Below are 15,874 nucleotides of genomic sequence, written 5' to 3' on the forward strand. Positions count from 1 at the left end.
GGCTATTCTGGCAGGAAGTTCATCTAACGATACCGACATGGATGAACGGCGTGGAAAAGCGCCTGAAATCCATCCGTCATCCATTGTGTCCAGCCGTGCGCGGATCGGTCGCGGCGTGCGCATCGGGCCATGGTGTTCGATCGGGCCGGATGTCGAGATCGGTGATAATGTCGAACTGATTTCACATGTGGTGATTGACGGGCGCACGACGCTGGGGGACGGGGTGGTGTGTTATCCCTTCACCTCTGTGGGCATGGCGCCGCAGGACCTGAAATACAGGGGCGAGCCGACATCGTGCATGATTGGCGCCCGTACCATCATCCGTGAAAACGTGACCATTCACCGTGGCACCGCCACCGGCACCGGTTTGACCCGTATCGGGCCGGACTGCCTGATCATGGCGAATTCCCATGTGGCACATGACTGTACGCTGGGGCGCGGTGTCATTATCGTCAACAACGTGGTCATGGGTGGCCATGTGGTGATCGGGGATGATGCCCGGATCATGGGGGCGGCGGCGCTGCACCAGTTTGTGCGTATTGGCCATGCGGCGCTGGTCGGTGGCGTGTGCGGGGTGGAAGCTGATGTCATCCCCTATGGTAGCGTGCTGGGTAACCGCGCGCGGCTGGTGGGGCTGCACTGGATCTGGCTGCGCCGTAATGGCGTCCAGCCAGAAGAAGTCCGGCGCATGCGTCAGGCCTTCCGCGCCCTGTACCCCAAGGCGGCCCATGCTACCGGCGCGGTGTTTCAGGACCGGCTGGAACACGTGCGCCAGACCTATGCCGATGACGCGCGTGTTGTTGAAATCCTTGATTTCATCGCTGCTCCCACCCATCGCGGGCTTGTGCGTGTCCAGAGTGCGGACATGATCGAGAGCGATGGCGCCTGAACCCGCAGCCAACCGGCAGGGGCCATGTGTTGGCATCCTTGCCGGTGGCGGCCCGCTGCCCGGTCAGGTGGCGCGGGCGGTGGAACAGGCGGGCGGCCGGGTTTTCATTGTCGGATTCCAGGGCTTTGCCGAACCTGCGGTGATCGGTCACTGGCCGCATCGCATGATCCGCCTTGCGGCGGCGGGTGAAATCCTGTCCGCATTACATGAACATCACTGTCGTGATCTTGTGCTGATTGGTCCCGTAAGGCGGCCTTCCCTGGTCAACCTGCGTCCCGATGCGACAGGTGCGCGTATTCTTGCGCGTATCGGCAAGGCGCTGTTCGCGGGCGATGACGGGCTGCTCGGGGCAATCGTGCGCGTGCTGGGGGAAGAAGGGTTCATCATCCGGGGCGCGCATGAATACCTGTCCGGGTCGGTGGCACGCCGCGGCGTGATGGGGGCGATCAGGCCCGATACGGCGGCCAGGGCCGATATTATATTGGCCCGCCGTGTGGTGCGTGAACTGGGCCGGCTGGATATCGGGCAGGGATGTGTGGTGCAGGGTGGCCTTGTGCTGGCGGTGGAAGCACTGGAAGGCACCGATCGCATGCTTGAACGCGTGGGTGGCCTGCGGCAACCTGACCGTCCCGCCGGTGTTCTGGTCAAGATGGCCAAGCCGGGGCAGGAGCGGCGTGCCGACCTGCCAACAATCGGCCCGCGAACGGTTGCGGGTGCCGTGGCCGCTGGTCTGCGCGGAATCGCGATCGAGGCCGGGGCTACGCTGATGACCGATCCCGCCGCCTGCATTGCCATGGCGGATGAAACCGGGCTGTTCCTGATCGGAATTGGCGGCGAAGATGAAAAGATGGACTGAAGGGGAAATGTCAGATGGGAACCTACCTGCATACCATGGTGCGCGTGCGCAATCTGGAAGCCAGCCTTGATTTTTACCAGCTGCTGGGCATGCATGAACTGCGCCGCAAGGATGTGCCTGAAGGGCAATACACCCTTGTCTTCATCGGTTATGCCGATAACGCGGCGGGGCAGGCGGAAATCGAACTGACCTATAACTGGGGTCAGGATGATGGATATGATGTCGGTACGGGATTTGGCCACTTCGCCCTTGGCGCGCCCGACGTGACCGCACTGGTTGAAAAGATCCGTGCAGGCGGCGGCAAGGTCACGCGTGAGCCGGGACCGGTCAAATTCGGCACCACCTTCATCGCCTTTGTCGAAGATCCCGACGGCTACAAGATCGAGTTGATCCAGAAGTCCTGAACGGCGCGTCCGGTTACGATTTGCGCGCGGTAAGGAGCTTGCGCATCGCGCTGAGTTCCCTTGTCGCCGCATCCAGCGCCGTCAGGATGTCACGCGCGGCTTTCTGGGTGCGTTCGTCCTTGCTGAGTGCCAGCGAATCCGCCTGCAGCATGGCGGGCGACAGGTGGCCACGAATGTCATGGATGTGTTGCCGCAGCCTGTCATCGGTCACATCGGTAGAGTCGCGTGCAGGGCTGGTCATGAAAATCATCCGGTTATGGCGTGAAAGGGGAGCAGCATTGACGTTGTCCGAAAGCATCAGTATAAGGCGCGGCTCAGGGTTCCCGTAGTGTACGGGACCTGTTGGAATTTATTCCGTAACCTGTCTGTCATTGTCAATCTGGGAGTGCCGTTGTGAAGCGCACGTATCAACCCTCGAAGCTGGTCCGCAAGCGTCGCCACGGCTTCCGTTCGCGTATGGAAACCGTTGGTGGCCGCAAGGTTGTCGCAAACCGTCGTACCAAGGGCCGCAAGCGTCTTTCTGCCTGAGGCAGGTGACGTCTGTACATTCCGGGTGCCCGTGTGCCCGGAACCATGAATGTCTCTATACAAGGGGCGGCTGAAAGTGGCCGATAAGTCCACGCGCCTTAAAAAACGTGCCGAGTTCCTGCGGGTTGCGGCCAAGGGTCGCAAGGCCCCCGTTCCGGGACTGGTGCTGCAGGCGCTTGAACGCGGTGACACGCAGGCTGCCCGGTACGGTTTTACCGTTACCAAGAAAGTAGGCAATTCCGTCGTGCGCAACCGGGCGCGGCGGCGCCTGCGTGAAGTGGTCCGGCTGGTTGGCCGCGAACAGGCGCTTACGGGTGTCGATATCGTGGTCATCGGTCGGGGCGGCACATGCGGGCGGCGGTTTGATGCCCTGATGGGGGATTACCGCAAGGCCCTGCGCAAGGCGGGAGTGAAGGAAGAATCGTGAGCACGTCTTCCATCAGCCTGCCTGCCCATATGCTGCGCGCGGTCATTCGCGCGTATCAGCTGGTGATCCGCCCCATATGGGGCGCGCATTGCCGATTCACTCCTTCATGCAGTCATTACGCACGCGACGCGATCGCCCACCATGGGGCCATGCGCGGCAGTGTGCTGGCGGGGTGGCGCATCCTGCGCTGCAATCCCTGGAACGCGGGTGGTCATGACCCCGTTCCCGCCACGGCCTGCGGCTGTGACATGCATGACTCCATGAAAAACACGAAAAGTCTGGCGGGTCGCTGATGGATATCAAGCGTTTTATGGTGGCAACAGCACTGTCTGCCGTGGTGCTGGTTGGGTTTGAGTATTTCCTGCCACAGCAGAACCATAAAACGGTCGAGCAGCAGGCCGATACCGCCACGCCCGCACCGGCGCCAGCACCCGCGTCAGGTGACGCCACGGTGGCGGCGCCTGCGGATACGGGGCAGCCCGACCCGCGCGTGGCCATTGATGCCGACCGCGTGCATGGGTCACTCGACCTGCGTGGTGCGCGTCTTGATGACCTCGTACTCAAGAATTATCACGAGACGGTGCAGCCAGGCAGCCCGCTGGTGCGCGTGCTGGAACCGCGCGGGCAGGCGGAACCCAACCTGGTTGAGGTCGGCTGGACCAATGTCAGCGGCGGCCATGTCAGCGTGCCTGATGCCAATACCGTCTGGACTGCCGACCATGATACCCTGACCCAGGCACAGCCCGTTACCCTGTCATGGGATAACGGTCAGGGACAGGTGTTCCAGATTGGCATTGCGATTGACCAGAACTACATGTTCTCGGTCACGCAGAAGGTCATCAACCATGGGGGGGAACCGGTTTCGCTGTATCCCTTCTCCCGCGTGGAGCGTGCCTATACCCCGGTCGAGACGGGCGGCTACCTTGTGCATGAGGGGCCGATTTCCGTCATTGACCACAAGCTGGATGAAAGCTCCTACAAATCCCTGCGCAAGGGGGCGGTGCCGCCGGGCAACATCGCGTGGACCAAGGCAGGTCAGGGCGGATGGGCTGGCATTACCGACAAATACTGGCTGTCCGCCGTCATTCCGCAGCAGGACAGTGATGTGGCAGGCACCTATGCCTACCAGCCCACGGGTGGGGACAAGGGCATCTATGATGTCGGCTTTACCGCGCGCGCGCCGCTGGTGGTCGCGGCCGGGGGCAATGCCACAACCGCAAGCCACGTCTTTGCCGGGGCGAAGGAAGTGCCACTGCTGGAAAAATATGAATCCAGCCTGCATATCCCCGATTTCTGGAAAGCGGTCGATTTCGGCTGGTTCGCGTTCCTGACGCGTCCGATCTTCACGGTTCTGGACTGGCTGAACACCATGCTGGGCAATTTTGGCCTGGCGCTCATGGCCTTCACCCTGCTGGTCAAGGCGCTGTTCTTCCCGCTGGCGACCAAGCAGTTCCATTCCATGGGCAAGATGCGGCAGCTTCAGCCCAAGATCAAAGCCCTGCGTGAGCGGTATAAAGACGACCAGATGGCGCTGAACCAGCAGATGATCGCGCTGTACAAGCAGGAAAAGGTCAACCCGGCCAGCGGCTGCCTGCCCATGCTGCTGCAGATTCCGGTGTTCTGGTGCCTGTACAAGGACCTGTACGTCACGATCGAGATGCGTCACGCGCCCTTCTTCGGCTGGATCCATGACCTGTCATCCTTCGATCCGACAAACCTGTTCACCCTGTTTGGCCTGATCCCGTGGAATCCGTCGGTCATTTCCCCCATGCTTCAGCTTGGCCTGTGGCCGATCGCGTTCGGGCTGACCATGTTTGCCCAGATGCGCCTGAACCCCGCACCGGCAGCGGACCCGGCGCAGCAGAAGATGTTCCAGTTCATGCCGATCATCTTCACGTTCTTCATGGCGCGCCAGCCATCGGGACTGGTGATCTACTACTGCTGGAACAACCTGCTGACCATGGCGCAGCAGACGCTGATCCAGCGCCGGATGAACAAGGGAACGCCCGCTGTTGCGACACCTGCGAAGCCCAGGCTTCCGGCAGGGAAGAAATAGGACGGGATCAAGATGGTGGAATTTTCCTCCTCCACGCCAACACCGGAAGAAATGCAGCGCGACATTGAAATCGGTCGCGTCCTGTTCGCGGGTGAATTCAATTTCGTGTTCGGCGCGCAGCAGCTTGGCCAGCTGCCCGACCCCGTGCTGCCCGAAATCGCGTTTGCCGGGCGGTCCAATGTCGGCAAGTCCAGCCTGATCAACGCCCTGACCGGGCGAAAGGCACTGGCGCGGGCCTCGTCCGAGCCAGGGCGGACCAAGCAGCTCAATTTCTTTGAACTGGCCGACCGGCTGACACTGGTGGACATGCCGGGTTATGGTTTTGCCAAGGCCGCCAAGGCGGTCAAGGAAGACTGGCAGGGCATGATGTTTTCCTACCTGCGCGGCAGGCCGACACTGCGCCGTGTCGTGCTGCTGCTGGACAGCCGGGTGGAGGTCAAGGCGACCGATCAGGAAATCATGAAGCTGCTGGACCGTGCCGCCGTGACCTTTCAGGTCGTGCTGACCAAGTGCGACGTGCCCAAGCCCGCGGTGCTGGAAGCCAAGATGCGCGAAGTCACCGCCATTGTTGCGACGCATGCGGCGGCTTTTCCAGATGTGCTGGCAACCAGCAGCGAGACCGGCGAAGGTATTGCGGAACTGCGCGCGGAACTCGCGCGGCTGGCCAATCCGGTCTAGGGCGGTCACACGTCAGGCCCCGCCACGGGCCATGGGTATTCAGCAGTCAGGAGCGAAGGGAACGTTCGGATGACAGGAACGGAATCGGGCGACCGGGAAGCACAGGTACGGGCCGAGGTTCTGGCCAGGGCGCTGCCTTACCTGCGCCGGTATGCGGGGGATACGGTTGTCGTCAAATATGGCGGCAGCGCGATGGTCGATACGTCGCTGTCCACCGCGTTCGGCCATGATATCGCACTGCTCAAGCAGGTCGGGGTCAACCCGGTGGTGGTGCATGGTGGCGGGCCGCAGATCAGCGCGATGCTCAAGCGACTGCAGATTGAATCGACCTTCATCGACGGCCTGCGCGTGACCGACGCCGCCATGATCGACGTGATCGAGATGGTGCTGGGCGGCAAGGTGAACAAGCAGGTCGCGGGCCTGATCAACCGGGCCGGTGCGCTGGCAGTTGGTATTTCGGGGCTGGATGGTGGCCTGATTTCCGCCCGCAGGCTGCAGCGCCGCGCGCGTGAAGCCGGTGTCGAGACCGATCGCCTGCTGGACCTTGGCTTTGTGGGCGAACCCACCCGTATCGACCCGCGCGTGATCTATGCGCTGTCCGGTTCGGGGCTGATCCCGGTGATCGCGCCCATCGGCGCGGGTGAACAGGGTGAAACCTACAACATCAATGCCGATACGGCTGCGGGTGCGATTGCGGGCGCGGTCAATGCCAGTCGCCTGCTCATGCTGACGGATGTGCCCGGCGTGCTGGATGGCGACGGGAAACTGATCCCGGAACTGACGGCGGAAGACGCGCGCCGGGGCATTGCCAGCGGCATGATTTCCGGCGGCATGATCCCCAAGGTCGAAACCTGCCTCGAAGCCGTGCGCGCGGGGGCGAAGGCCGCCGTCATCCTTGATGGCCGGGTGCGGCATTCCTGCCTGCTGGAACTGTTTACGGAAGCCGGGCCGGGCACCCTGATCCGCGGCGGATAGAACGCGCCGGATCGGGACATGGGGGGACAGGGCCAGTGCGTTGACATTGCCCATGATCCTCCGCATGGTCCGCAGGCAATCAATACCGAAGGCCCCCGGCATGACCCGCCGGGGACGCCTGCCCAAGACAGGATTTTGCAAATATGACCGATACATCCCTTCAGAGCCAGATCGAGGCCCTGTGGGAGCGTCGCGAGACGCTGTCCACCGCCACCACAGGCGCTGACCGTGATGCCGTCGAGGCAGCCCTTCTGGCGCTGGATTCCGGCAGGCTGCGCGTCGCAACCCCCGGCCCGGCCGGCTGGGTCGTCAATGAATGGCTGAAGAAGGCTGTCCTGCTTTCCTTCCGCCTCAATGACAACCGGATTGTCGAAGGCGGTGGTGCTGGCGCGCCCAGCTTTGACAAGGTGCCGCTGAAATTCGCGGGCTGGGACCAGGCGGCGTTTGCCGCCGCGGGCTTCCGCGCGGTGCCGGGTTCCATCGTACGCCGTTCCGCGTTCATTGCGCCGGGTGTGGTGCTGATGCCCAGCTTCGTCAACGCCGGTGCGTATGTCGATAGCGGCACGATGGTCGATACGTGGGTTACGATCGGCAGCTGCGCGCAGATCGGCAAGAACTGCCACATCAGCGGCGGCGTGGGCATTGGCGGCGTGCTGGAGCCGCTGCAGGCCGCCCCCGTCATCATCGAGGACGGCTGCTTCATCGGCGCGCGTTCGGAAGTGGCCGAAGGTGTTGTGGTCGAACGCGGCAGCGTGCTGTCCATGGGCGTGTTCCTTGGCGCTTCCACCAAGATCGTTGACCGTGCGACGGGTGAGGTCTTCATGGGCCGCGTCCCGGCCTATTCCGTGGTTGTCCCCGGCACGCTGCCGCCGCGCCAGGTGACCAGCACCGATGGCAAGCCGCTGCCGTCGCTGGACTGCGCGGTGATCGTCAAGCGTGTCGATGAGCGCACGCGCTCCAAGACCTCGATCAACGACCTGCTGCGCGGCTGAGAAACATTATGGGGGATGGCGGAATGGCGAATACGGAACAGGATCCCGGCGGCGTTATCGCCCTTGCGCGTGACCTGATCCGCTGTCCTTCCGTAACCCCTGATGATGGCTGCGGCATCACCGCGCTGGCCCATGTGCTGGAACAGATCGGTTTCAGCGTAACCCTGCTGCCGTTTGGCGAAGGGGCGGCGCGCACCCCCAACCTGTTCGCCCGCCTTGGCACGGGACATCCGCATCTGTGTTTTGCAGGGCATACGGATGTCGTGCCGGTGGGCGACGACAGTGCATGGGCGCATGACCCCTTTGGCGGGGTCATACATGACGGCGTCCTGTTCGGTCGGGGCGCATGCGACATGAAGGGGGGCATCGCCGCCTTTGTTGCCGCCGTCAGGCTGTATCTGGAACGCACGCCACGACCACAGGGATCGATCAGCCTGCTGATTACGGGCGATGAGGAAGGCCCCGCCACCAACGGCACGGTGCGTGTGCTGGACTGGATGGCGGCCGAGGGCCAGATCCCTGATTTCTGCCTTGTGGGCGAACCCACCAATCCCGCTGGCATGGGTGATGTCATCAAGATCGGCCGCCGTGGCAGCCTGAATGCCCATATTACCGTGCATGGCACGCAGGGGCATGTGGCCTATCCACACCGGGCGGATAACCCGGTCCATCGCCTGCTGGCGCTGCTGGGTGAACTGACGGCGGCCCCGCTGGATGCCGGCAGTGAATGGTTCGAGGCCTCCAGCCTGCAGGTCACCAGCCTTGACGTGGGCAATACGGCCACCAATGTCATTCCTGCCCGGGCCGAGGCCCGGCTGAACATCCGTTTCAATGACCTGCATACCGGCGCCGACCTTGCGGGCTGGATCCGTACCGTGGCCACGCGGCATGCGCCACGGGCGGATGTGGGTATTGCCATCAGCGGTGAATCCTTCCTGACCGAACCCGGCGCGCTGGTGGAGGCCCTGCGTGCGAGCGTGCGCGCGGTGACGGGGCATGTGCCGAAGCTGGATACCGGCGGCGGCACGTCGGATGCCCGCTTTATCAGCCGTTACTGTCCCGTGGCGGAATTCGGGCTGGTGGGGGCAAGCATGCACAAGACGGACGAGCATGTCAGCCTGTCGGACCTGAATCAGCTGACAGCGATCTATACCGGCTTTCTTGAAAAGGTAATGCGTTAATGTCTGATCGCGGCACATCCCCCCAGCCGAATTCACCCGGTCTTGGCATGATCCTCAAGGGAATGCTGCTGCTGGGGCGGGGCCGCGCGGAAGGCATCGCCTATTTTGGCAATACGCGCGATTCCGTCCTGGCTGCACTGGCACCCCGCCTGGCGTTGTGGCTGGTGGGTGGTGGACTGACCATCGGCACCGCCCCGCAGGCGCTCAGCGGGGTGAAGGTGCTGTTTGCGCTGTGCCTGATCCTGCTGCCCGCCATCGTGACCCATGCGCTGGCGCGGCGGTGGAAGCGGGAGGGGCTGTGGCTGCGCTACATCACGGCTGCATGGTGGACGGACTGGGTCACCCTGTTCGTGGGGCTGGCGGTGGCGCTGCTTATGGCGCTGGCTTCGCCCAAGCTGCTGGAATCCAGCACGGGGGCGATGATTCTGAACGGGGTGGAGTTCGGTTACAGCCTGTGGCTGACATGGTACGTGGCACGTATCGGCCTGCTGCTGCGCCGTGGGCAGGCGGTGGTGCTGGTGCTGGCGATACTGGGCAGCCTTGGCCTGTTGTCGGCGGTGGTCGGTGTGCTGTCCCCCAACCAGCGCGCATGGCATGATTTCCTTTACCCCCTGCTGGTGCAGCAGGGGCAGGGCTCGGCGCACTGATAAAAAACAGAAGTCGCTGGGTGCCGCCTTTTTTTTAAAGGCGGTGTCTCCTGAAGCTTTTTGGGAAAAAGCTTCACCAAAAACTTTTGCTGGTTACCACGCAGGTCAGCGGCTGAAGGGATTTTCCTCGTAACCCACACCGGTCAGGCACAGGCCTTCCGGCGGGGCGGTCGGACCACCCGCGCGGCGGTCACGCGCCGCAAGGGCCTGTTCCACCCGTTCCGGTGCCCAGCGGCCTTCACCGACCAGTTTCAGCGTCCCGGCCATGTTGCGCACCTGATGGTGCAGGAAGGAACGGGCTTCGGCTTCAATCACCACATATTCGCCTGCGCGCCGCACCTCCAGCCGGTCGATCGAGCGCACCGGGCTGCGCGCCTGACAGGCCGAGGCACGGAAGGACGTAAAATCATGTCGTCCCACCAGCGACTGGGCAGCGCTGTGCATTACATCCGCATCCAGCGGTGCGCGGACATGCCAGACATGGCCTTCCTCCAGCGCCGGGCGGCCGGCACGGTTGAGGATCCGGTAGCGATAGGCGCGTGAACACGCGGAAAAACGTGCATTCCAGTGCGGCAGCACCGGGCGCGCCATCAGCACCACGACCGGGTGGGGCTTCATGTAGAAATTCAGTCCGTCCCGCACCGTGGCGCTAGACAGTGTGACGTCGGCCGGGAAATCCAGATGTGCGACCTGTCCGCTGGCATGCACGCCCGCATCCGTGCGGCCTGCAGTGATGCTGCGCACGGTACGTCCGGCGGTCAGGTTCTTCGCGGCATCTTCCAGAAGGCCCTGTATCGAGGTCAGGTGTTCCGCCTGCTGGCGTTGCCAGCCGACAAAGCCGCGCCCGTCATATTCCATTAGCACCGCCCAGCGGCAGACCGATGGCGGGGCGGCGTCACCGGGACGCGCGGGCAGGGCTTCAGACATTGGGCGTCTCTGTGCCAAAACACGTGCCGGGGGCGACAGCCTGCCCGCGCAGGAAATCGGCGGCTTCCATCATGCCGCGTCCAGGACGCTGCAGGCGGGTGATGCGCAGCGCGGTGCCATTGCCGCAGGCCACCAGCAGGCGATCATCCACTACCGTACCCGTTGCTACCCGTGTTGTATCCGGCGTCAGGCTGACGGCCCCGATCTTGATGGTCTGACCATCAAGCGTGGTGAAGGTGCCGGGCCACGGCGTCAGGGCGCGTACCTGCCGGTCAATGTCAGCGGCGGGACGGGTCCAGTCGATGCGCCCGTCCTCACGGCTCAGGCGCTGGACATAGGTGACGCCTGCTTCAGGCTGCGGTGTGCCGGGAAAGGCAGGACGGTTCAGGACATCGACAACCAGCCGCCCGCCCATGGCCGCAAGGTCATCATGCAGCGTGGTGGCGGTAGTGTGCGCTGTCAGGGCCACATGGTCGCGCAGCAGCATGGCGCCGGTATCCAGTCCTGCATCCATCTGCATGATGGTGACGCCACTTTCGCTGTCACCGGCCAGGATGGCGGCCTGTATCGGGGCTGCGCCGCGCCAGCGTGGCAGCAGGCTGGCATGGATGTTCAGGCAACCCCGCGCGGGGGCGTCCAGCATGGCCAGCGGCAGGATCAGGCCATAGGCCGCGACCACGGCGGCATCCAGCTTCAGGTCACGGAAATGCGCGTGTTCTTCCACATTGCGCCGCAGCGACAGTGGCGTGCGGACGGGAAGCCCCAGTTCTTCCGCAGCAGTCTGCACGGGGGAGGGGCGCAGCTTCTTTCCACGCCCGGCAGGGCGGGGGGGCTGGCTGTAGACGGTCACGATATCATGCCCGGCCTCATGCAGGGCACGCAGGGCGGGCACCGCGAAATCAGGCGTACCCATGAAGGCCAGTCGCATGGCGTTGGAATCCGTTCAGGCTGGGCCGGAACCCGTCTGGTGTCACCCCCGGTTCCGGACTGTGTGGTCGCGACCGGCGCGATCAGTGCTTCTGGCGCTGTTCCTTGGCCAGGCGGCGCATGATCATGTTGCGCTTGAGTGTGGACAGGTGATCGACAAACAGGATGCCTTCCAGATGGTCGATCTCATGCTGCAGGCAGGTGGCCAGCAGGTCATCAGCTTCCAGTTCCTGCATCTTGCCATCCATGTCCTGATAGCGCACGCGCACGGCTTCAGGGCGGATGACCTCGGCATACTGGTTGGGCAGCGACAGGCAGCCTTCCTCACGCACGGCCATGGCGTCCGTCTCGGCGATCACTTCGGGGTTGATCAGCACCAGCGGGTTGCGCGCCTCGTCCTTGTCAGCCACGTCCACGATGGCAAACCGCATGCCAAGACCGACCTGCGGGGCGGCCAGGCCGATGCCGGGGGCCTGGTACATGGCCGCAAACATGCGGGGAATGATGGTGCGCAGTTCGCCCATGTCCTCGGGGCGGACAAGGCGGGTTTTCTGGCGCAGGACCGCCTGGGGTGCGACCAGGATCGGCATGGGGGTCGCCTGAGCGATGACATCATGATCAATCATAGACTGCCATTTAGCGTGTCCCCACATGGGATGCCAGAGGGGATGCGGCCAAAATGCCATGGTGCGTGCGTGGTATCCTCCCCTTGCGCATGGCTATTATTCTCCCATATCGTGAAGGGACGGGATGCGGATGCTGTTTCGGGTCCGTTTTTCGTTTCTTGTCTCGCTCGCAGCAGAGGAGGCCGATTTGTCGGGTAGAGTTTTCGGGTCACCCATGTTCCTCGGGTTTGACCATCTGGAGCAGATGCTTGAACGCGCATCTAAAAACGCGTCGGACGGGTATCCGCCCTATAATATAGAACAGGTCAGCCCCACGACCCTGCGCATTACGCTGGCGGTGGCGGGGTTTGTGATGGAAGACCTGCATATCACACAGGAAGACAACCAGCTGGTCATTCGTGGCCGGCAGAGCGACGACGGGCAGGGACGGATCTTCCTGCACCGTGGCATTGCCGCCCGCCAGTTCCAGAAGGCGTTCGTACTGGCCGAGGGAATCGAGGTCGGTGGCGCGTGGATGGATAACGGCCTGCTGCATATCGAACTGGCCCGCCCGCAGCCGGAAGTACGTGTGCGCAAGATCGAGATCGGTCGCGCGCCCGCAGCCCCACCGTCACGCGATCGTGTGGCGCCGGTGGTGGACGTACCCGCCGGACGCAAGCAACGTGTCGTGAGGGTCATTGACGAGGAATAACAGCGTACGCCGTAATGTAACGGCCCATATTGCGATGCAGATGGGAAGGGACGACCGTCCCTTCATGATGCAGGAGAGAACGCGATGAGAGTCACAACACAGAATGGCCGGGTGCTGCTGCAGAATGATGTGGTGAATGCCGCACCGGTCATCAGCACCTCGGAACTGCGCGGTCTGGGTATGGAATCGGTGGCCTACATCCGTGCGGTGGAAGTCGAGGGCGAAGCCGGGTTTGCCATCCATGCCGCCGACGGCACCCCCATGGCGGTGACGGACGACAGGGAGACGGCCATAAACGCCATTCTCCAGCACGAAATGATGCCGGTGCCCCTGCACTAGGCACTGTATTACACCAGATAAGGCAATGGCCCTGTCCCGGTTTTCGGGGCAGGGCCATTTGCATTATGGGGTGCTGCCAGCCCGCGCGGATCCGGCGGACTGGCCTGTCGTGTCAGCCGGCCTGACGCAGGGATGGGTCAAGCCAGCCGATATTGCCGTCCGGCCTGCGGTACAGCACGTTGACGGTATCGGTCTTGGTGTTACGGAAAAGCTGGATCTGGCTGTCCGCCAGGTCAAGGCGCATTACGGCCTCGCTCACGCTCAGGGCCGGGATCTCGGTCGGATGTTCGGCAATGATGGTGGCATAGGGACCGGCGGGTGGCAGCGCCGCGTCCTCATCCTCGGCCATGCCGTCTTCCTCGGCGGCGGCAAGCGGTTCGGCCATGCCGGGGCGCAGCACATAGCCACGACCGATTTCGGGTACCTGCTGGCGGACCTTCAGGTGGCCGTGATTCGTGGCCTTGCGGTGATAACGGCGCAGGCGCCGGGCAATGTGTTCGGCTGCGTCGTCAAAGGCGGAGTGGGCGTCCGCCGCCTCGCCCTCACCACGCAGGGTCAGGCCGCGTGTGGCGTGCAGGTTGATGTCACAGGTAAAAAACGAACGTGCGCGGCTGAAGGTAACGCGTGCCTCCATGGCCTGCCCGAAATACTTTTCCGAAATGCGGTCCAGATGGGCGCTTACCCGGTGTTTCAGGGCATCGGACAGGTCGATCTGCTTTCCGGCAACACTGATGTGCATAAGGGGTAACTCCTTACATGATCACAACGCAGTCGCATGCGGGAGACGGAATACGGTCGTTTCAGTCAATGGTCATGAAATTGAGGGGGACGATCCTGCTCCCATGCGGGCTGCGTGCTGGTGGCGGTTGCGTTGTGCCTGTCGGGCACATGGTCCCGAACGGGTACATTTGGGCATGGTTGCACCGTTGCTGTCCATGCCTTCCTTGCATAAAAGACCACAGGTTTTTTCCTTGGCCTTCCCCTTGCACATGCGCCCTGTCACACAGGGGTGGTGCATGCGGACCTACAGCGTGAATTTTTCACCCAGATAGACGCGGCGCACGTCTTCGTTCGCCACGATTTCCTCGGGCCGTCCTTCGGTCAGCACCTGTCCGCTGTGCATGATGTAGGCCCGGTCGATCACTTCCAGCGTCTCACGCACGTTATGATCGGTAATCAGCACCCCGATGCCGCGATCCTTCAGATGGGCGACAAGGTCACGGATTTCGCCCACCGCGATGGGGTCAATACCGGCCAGCGGTTCGTCCAGCAGGATGTAATGCGGCTGGCTGGCCAGCGCGCGGGCGATTTCCAGCCGCCGCCGCTCACCACCCGACAGGGCGAGGGAGGATGAATGCCGCAGCCGGGTAATGCCGAATTCCCCCAGCAGCCCATCGAGCATCGTCTGCCGCCGGTCCCGGTCCGGTTCCACGATCTCCAGCGCCGCCATGATGTTCTGTTCAACATTCAGGCCACGGAAAATGCTCGATTCCTGCGGCAGGTAGCCAATGCCCATGCGGGCGCGGCGGTACATGGGCAACTGGGTGATATCCGCGCCATCCAGCGTGATCGTGCCCATGTCGGGGCGCACCAGCCCCACGATCATGTAGAAGCTGGTGGTCTTGCCCGCGCCGTTCGGACCCAGCAGGGCCACGGCCTCGCCCCGCTGGACCTGCAGCGAGACATCGCGCACGACCTGCCGTTTCTTGTAGCTCTTGCCGATACCGCTGGCGATCAGCCCCGCATCGGCTGCGGGGATCGGCTGTTCGGTGGTGGCCTGGTCGGCCGGGGATGTCGTGTTCATCTTGCTGATCCCTTGTCACCTTTGCCCGCCTGGTTCGGAATGACCAGGCCGCTGACACGTGAGCCGGGGTTATCGGTCAGCGTTGCGATATCGGTGTGCATGTTCACGATGGCCGACGTGCCGCTGACCTGATTTTCCCCACGGGTGATATGCACGTTGCCAACCAGACGGGCAATGCCCGTATCGGGTACGTATACGCCCCGGTCGCCGGTTATGGTCTCGGTGCGGGTGCGGATCACGATATGGCCGAAGGCATCAACATGGTCGACCGTCCCGGCCCCGGGGGCCGGACGATCGTCCACGCGGGTTGCGCCCTGCGGGGCGTTGCCATCGGGGTGGGTGGCGTCCCATTCGCCGCGCGGGTTGCTGCGCTGCGCCTTTGGCCTGTCATACCCGACCAGTACGTCGGCGCGCAGCTGCCGCCCGTCATTGGTGGTCATGGTGGCGTTGCCACGGGCGACCGACATGTGTTCGTGCGAATGGTATTCCAGCACGTCGCGCGCGGTCAGGATATCCTGTGGCGTGGTCATCTTCAGGTGCTGGCCGGTCATGACCAGGATCGCCTGGTCCACGTCATAGACCGCATGGTCGCCCCATGCCTGGTCATTCGTGTTGAAGGAATGGACATGGCCGATTGCTTCCAGGCGGTAGACCTCGCTGGCGCCACCCGATCCGTCGCCACCGTCCGCGCCATTTCCCGTGGCGGGACCGGGCTGGCCGCCGGGAGCGCCCGCTGGCGCCGGGGCATCGGGCGTAGGCATGTCCTGCGGCAGGGTGTCGGATGTCGTGGTCAGGCTGGTGTCCACATCGGGATCGGCGCCAGCGGGGGCGGCTGGCGTGACAGGTGCTGCCGGTGCCGCTGGCGTGGCCTGCGGTGTCGCGGCGGGTGGGGTGTCGCCTGTCGCCTGTGGCGCGTTGTCCGTTATG

The 15,874-nt window shown here is 63.4% G+C and carries 21 protein-coding genes; 14 read left to right on the plus strand and 7 right to left on the minus strand.

Translation table 11 applies throughout. The features are described 5' to 3' along the window. The first annotated feature begins 37 nt into the window (after positions 1–37). From lpxA to gloA, 3 genes are read left to right on the plus strand one after another with little or no spacing between them, the layout of a single operon-like run. Positions 38–889 (plus strand): acyl-ACP--UDP-N-acetylglucosamine O-acyltransferase, encoded by an 852-nt coding sequence (gene lpxA, locus F1542_RS14565; protein WP_193733667.1) that lies wholly within the window; start codon positions 38–40, stop codon positions 887–889. After that, positions 879–1,745, plus strand: coding sequence for an LpxI family protein (locus tag F1542_RS14570; protein WP_193733668.1), 867 nt, complete (start codon positions 879–881; stop codon positions 1,743–1,745). Before lpxA ends, F1542_RS14570 begins: the two co-directional genes overlap by 11 nt. Before the next feature lie 14 nt (positions 1,746–1,759). Further along, on the plus strand, positions 1,760–2,149 hold the full coding sequence (gene gloA, locus F1542_RS14575; RefSeq protein ID WP_193733669.1) for a lactoylglutathione lyase: 390 nt from the start codon (positions 1,760–1,762) through the stop codon (positions 2,147–2,149). A 13-nt stretch (positions 2,150–2,162) separates the two neighbouring features. On the opposite strand, the gene F1542_RS14580 is transcribed toward gloA, so the two are convergent. After that, positions 2,163–2,390, minus strand: a complete 228-nt coding sequence (locus F1542_RS14580) for a hypothetical protein (RefSeq protein WP_227672766.1) — start codon at positions 2,388–2,390, stop codon at positions 2,163–2,165. A gap of 152 nt (positions 2,391–2,542) precedes the next feature. Between F1542_RS14580 and rpmH the strand changes: the two genes are divergently transcribed. The 9 genes from rpmH (at position 2,543) to F1542_RS14625 (ending at position 9,633) form a co-directional block, all read left to right on the plus strand. Beyond that, entirely contained in the window at positions 2,543–2,677 is a 135-nt protein-coding gene (gene rpmH / locus F1542_RS14585) for a 50S ribosomal protein L34 (protein WP_010507731.1), read from the plus strand. A gap of 76 nt (positions 2,678–2,753) precedes the next feature. Beyond that, positions 2,754–3,104 (plus strand): ribonuclease P protein component, encoded by a 351-nt coding sequence (gene rnpA / locus F1542_RS14590; RefSeq protein WP_193733687.1) that lies wholly within the window; start codon positions 2,754–2,756, stop codon positions 3,102–3,104. Beyond that, the gene (gene yidD, locus F1542_RS14595; RefSeq protein ID WP_193733671.1) at positions 3,101–3,397 is read left to right on the plus strand and encodes a membrane protein insertion efficiency factor YidD; all 297 of its coding nucleotides are present in this window, start codon (positions 3,101–3,103) and stop codon (positions 3,395–3,397) included. The genes rnpA and yidD overlap by 4 nt, the downstream gene beginning before the upstream one ends. Further along, positions 3,397–5,160 carry a membrane protein insertase YidC gene (yidC, locus tag F1542_RS14600; protein ID WP_193733672.1) on the plus strand — a complete coding sequence of 588 codons (1,764 nt, stop codon included), beginning with the start codon at positions 3,397–3,399 and terminating at the stop codon, positions 5,158–5,160. Before yidD ends, yidC begins: the two co-directional genes overlap by 1 nt. A gap of 12 nt (positions 5,161–5,172) precedes the next feature. Beyond that, positions 5,173–5,838: a ribosome biogenesis GTP-binding protein YihA/YsxC gene (gene yihA / locus F1542_RS14605; RefSeq protein ID WP_193733673.1), complete on the plus strand. Its 666-nt coding sequence runs from the start codon at positions 5,173–5,175 to the stop codon at positions 5,836–5,838. A gap of 69 nt (positions 5,839–5,907) precedes the next feature. Next, the gene (gene argB, locus F1542_RS14610) at positions 5,908–6,813 is read left to right on the plus strand and encodes an acetylglutamate kinase (RefSeq protein WP_193733674.1); all 906 of its coding nucleotides are present in this window, start codon (positions 5,908–5,910) and stop codon (positions 6,811–6,813) included. Between the two features lie 143 nt (positions 6,814–6,956). Further along, positions 6,957–7,805: a 2,3,4,5-tetrahydropyridine-2,6-dicarboxylate N-succinyltransferase gene (gene dapD / locus F1542_RS14615; RefSeq protein WP_193733675.1), complete on the plus strand. Its 849-nt coding sequence runs from the start codon at positions 6,957–6,959 to the stop codon at positions 7,803–7,805. A 23-nt stretch (positions 7,806–7,828) separates the two neighbouring features. Next, positions 7,829–8,986 carry a succinyl-diaminopimelate desuccinylase gene (dapE, locus tag F1542_RS14620; RefSeq protein ID WP_193733676.1) on the plus strand — a complete coding sequence of 386 codons (1,158 nt, stop codon included), beginning with the start codon at positions 7,829–7,831 and terminating at the stop codon, positions 8,984–8,986. Further along, positions 8,986–9,633, plus strand: coding sequence for a hypothetical protein (locus F1542_RS14625; RefSeq protein ID WP_193733677.1), 648 nt, complete (start codon positions 8,986–8,988; stop codon positions 9,631–9,633). Before dapE ends, F1542_RS14625 begins: the two co-directional genes overlap by 1 nt. A 105-nt stretch (positions 9,634–9,738) precedes the next feature. Here F1542_RS14625 and truA read toward each other — a convergent pair whose 3' ends face one another. The 3 genes from truA to def form a co-directional block, all read right to left on the minus strand. After that, complete coding sequence (gene truA, locus F1542_RS14630; RefSeq protein ID WP_193733678.1) at positions 9,739–10,560, minus strand: tRNA pseudouridine(38-40) synthase TruA; 822 nt, start codon at positions 10,558–10,560, stop codon at positions 9,739–9,741. After that, positions 10,553–11,488, minus strand: coding sequence for a methionyl-tRNA formyltransferase (gene fmt / locus F1542_RS14635; protein WP_193733679.1), 936 nt, complete (start codon positions 11,486–11,488; stop codon positions 10,553–10,555). Before fmt ends, truA begins: the two co-directional genes overlap by 8 nt. Positions 11,489–11,570: 82 nt before the next feature. Continuing rightward, the gene (gene def / locus F1542_RS14640; RefSeq protein WP_193733680.1) at positions 11,571–12,113 is read right to left on the minus strand and encodes a peptide deformylase; all 543 of its coding nucleotides are present in this window, start codon (positions 12,111–12,113) and stop codon (positions 11,571–11,573) included. Positions 12,114–12,327: 214 nt separating this feature from the next. Between def and F1542_RS14645 the strand changes: the two genes are divergently transcribed. Further along, positions 12,328–12,804 carry an Hsp20 family protein gene (locus F1542_RS14645; RefSeq protein ID WP_193733688.1) on the plus strand — a complete coding sequence of 159 codons (477 nt, stop codon included), beginning with the start codon at positions 12,328–12,330 and terminating at the stop codon, positions 12,802–12,804. Between the two features lie 84 nt (positions 12,805–12,888). Further along, positions 12,889–13,143 carry a DUF1150 family protein gene (locus F1542_RS14650; protein ID WP_193733681.1) on the plus strand — a complete coding sequence of 85 codons (255 nt, stop codon included), beginning with the start codon at positions 12,889–12,891 and terminating at the stop codon, positions 13,141–13,143. A gap of 112 nt (positions 13,144–13,255) precedes the next feature. Here the strand turns inward: F1542_RS14650 and hpf are convergent, their stop codons facing one another. The 3 genes from hpf to F1542_RS14665 form a co-directional block, all read right to left on the minus strand. Beyond that, a complete protein-coding gene (gene hpf, locus F1542_RS14655) occupies positions 13,256–13,882 on the minus strand; it encodes a ribosome hibernation-promoting factor, HPF/YfiA family (RefSeq protein ID WP_193733682.1) in 627 nt (208 codons plus the stop codon). 285 nt (positions 13,883–14,167) lie between these two features. Then, positions 14,168–14,947, minus strand: a complete 780-nt coding sequence (gene lptB / locus F1542_RS14660; protein ID WP_193733683.1) for an LPS export ABC transporter ATP-binding protein — start codon at positions 14,945–14,947, stop codon at positions 14,168–14,170. Beyond that, on the minus strand, positions 14,944–15,874 hold a 931-nt coding region (locus tag F1542_RS14665), incomplete at its 5' end, for an LptA/OstA family protein (protein WP_193733684.1). The genes F1542_RS14665 and lptB, both read right to left, overlap by 4 nt.

The organism is Komagataeibacter sp. FXV3 (assembly GCF_015155755.1).
Classification (GTDB): domain Bacteria; phylum Pseudomonadota; class Alphaproteobacteria; order Acetobacterales; family Acetobacteraceae; genus Komagataeibacter.

Bases quoted from the DNA above. Each gene is read 5' to 3' on its own strand.
- lpxA (WP_193733667.1), top strand. From the start codon at position 38: ATGGATGAACGGCGTGGAAAAGCGCCTGAAATCCATCCGTCATCCATT.
- F1542_RS14570 (WP_193733668.1), top strand. From the start codon at position 879: ATGGCGCCTGAACCCGCAGCCAACCGGCAGGGGCCATGTGTTGGCATC.
- gloA (WP_193733669.1), top strand. From the start codon at position 1,760: ATGGGAACCTACCTGCATACCATGGTGCGCGTGCGCAATCTGGAAGCC.
- F1542_RS14580 (WP_227672766.1), bottom strand. From the start codon at position 2,390: ATGACCAGCCCTGCACGCGACTCTACCGATGTGACCGATGACAGGCTG.
- yidC (WP_193733672.1), top strand. From the start codon at position 3,397: ATGGATATCAAGCGTTTTATGGTGGCAACAGCACTGTCTGCCGTGGTG.
- yihA (WP_193733673.1), top strand. From the start codon at position 5,173: ATGGTGGAATTTTCCTCCTCCACGCCAACACCGGAAGAAATGCAGCGC.
- argB (WP_193733674.1), top strand. From the start codon at position 5,908: ATGACAGGAACGGAATCGGGCGACCGGGAAGCACAGGTACGGGCCGAG.
- dapD (WP_193733675.1), top strand. From the start codon at position 6,957: ATGACCGATACATCCCTTCAGAGCCAGATCGAGGCCCTGTGGGAGCGT.
- dapE (WP_193733676.1), top strand. From the start codon at position 7,829: ATGGCGAATACGGAACAGGATCCCGGCGGCGTTATCGCCCTTGCGCGT.
- F1542_RS14625 (WP_193733677.1), top strand. From the start codon at position 8,986: ATGTCTGATCGCGGCACATCCCCCCAGCCGAATTCACCCGGTCTTGGC.
- truA (WP_193733678.1), bottom strand. From the start codon at position 10,560: ATGTCTGAAGCCCTGCCCGCGCGTCCCGGTGACGCCGCCCCGCCATCG.
- fmt (WP_193733679.1), bottom strand. From the start codon at position 11,488: ATGCGACTGGCCTTCATGGGTACGCCTGATTTCGCGGTGCCCGCCCTG.
- def (WP_193733680.1), bottom strand. From the start codon at position 12,113: ATGATTGATCATGATGTCATCGCTCAGGCGACCCCCATGCCGATCCTG.
- F1542_RS14645 (WP_193733688.1), top strand. From the start codon at position 12,328: ATGTTCCTCGGGTTTGACCATCTGGAGCAGATGCTTGAACGCGCATCT.
- F1542_RS14650 (WP_193733681.1), top strand. From the start codon at position 12,889: ATGAGAGTCACAACACAGAATGGCCGGGTGCTGCTGCAGAATGATGTG.
- hpf (WP_193733682.1), bottom strand. From the start codon at position 13,882: ATGCACATCAGTGTTGCCGGAAAGCAGATCGACCTGTCCGATGCCCTG.
- lptB (WP_193733683.1), bottom strand. From the start codon at position 14,947: ATGAACACGACATCCCCGGCCGACCAGGCCACCACCGAACAGCCGATC.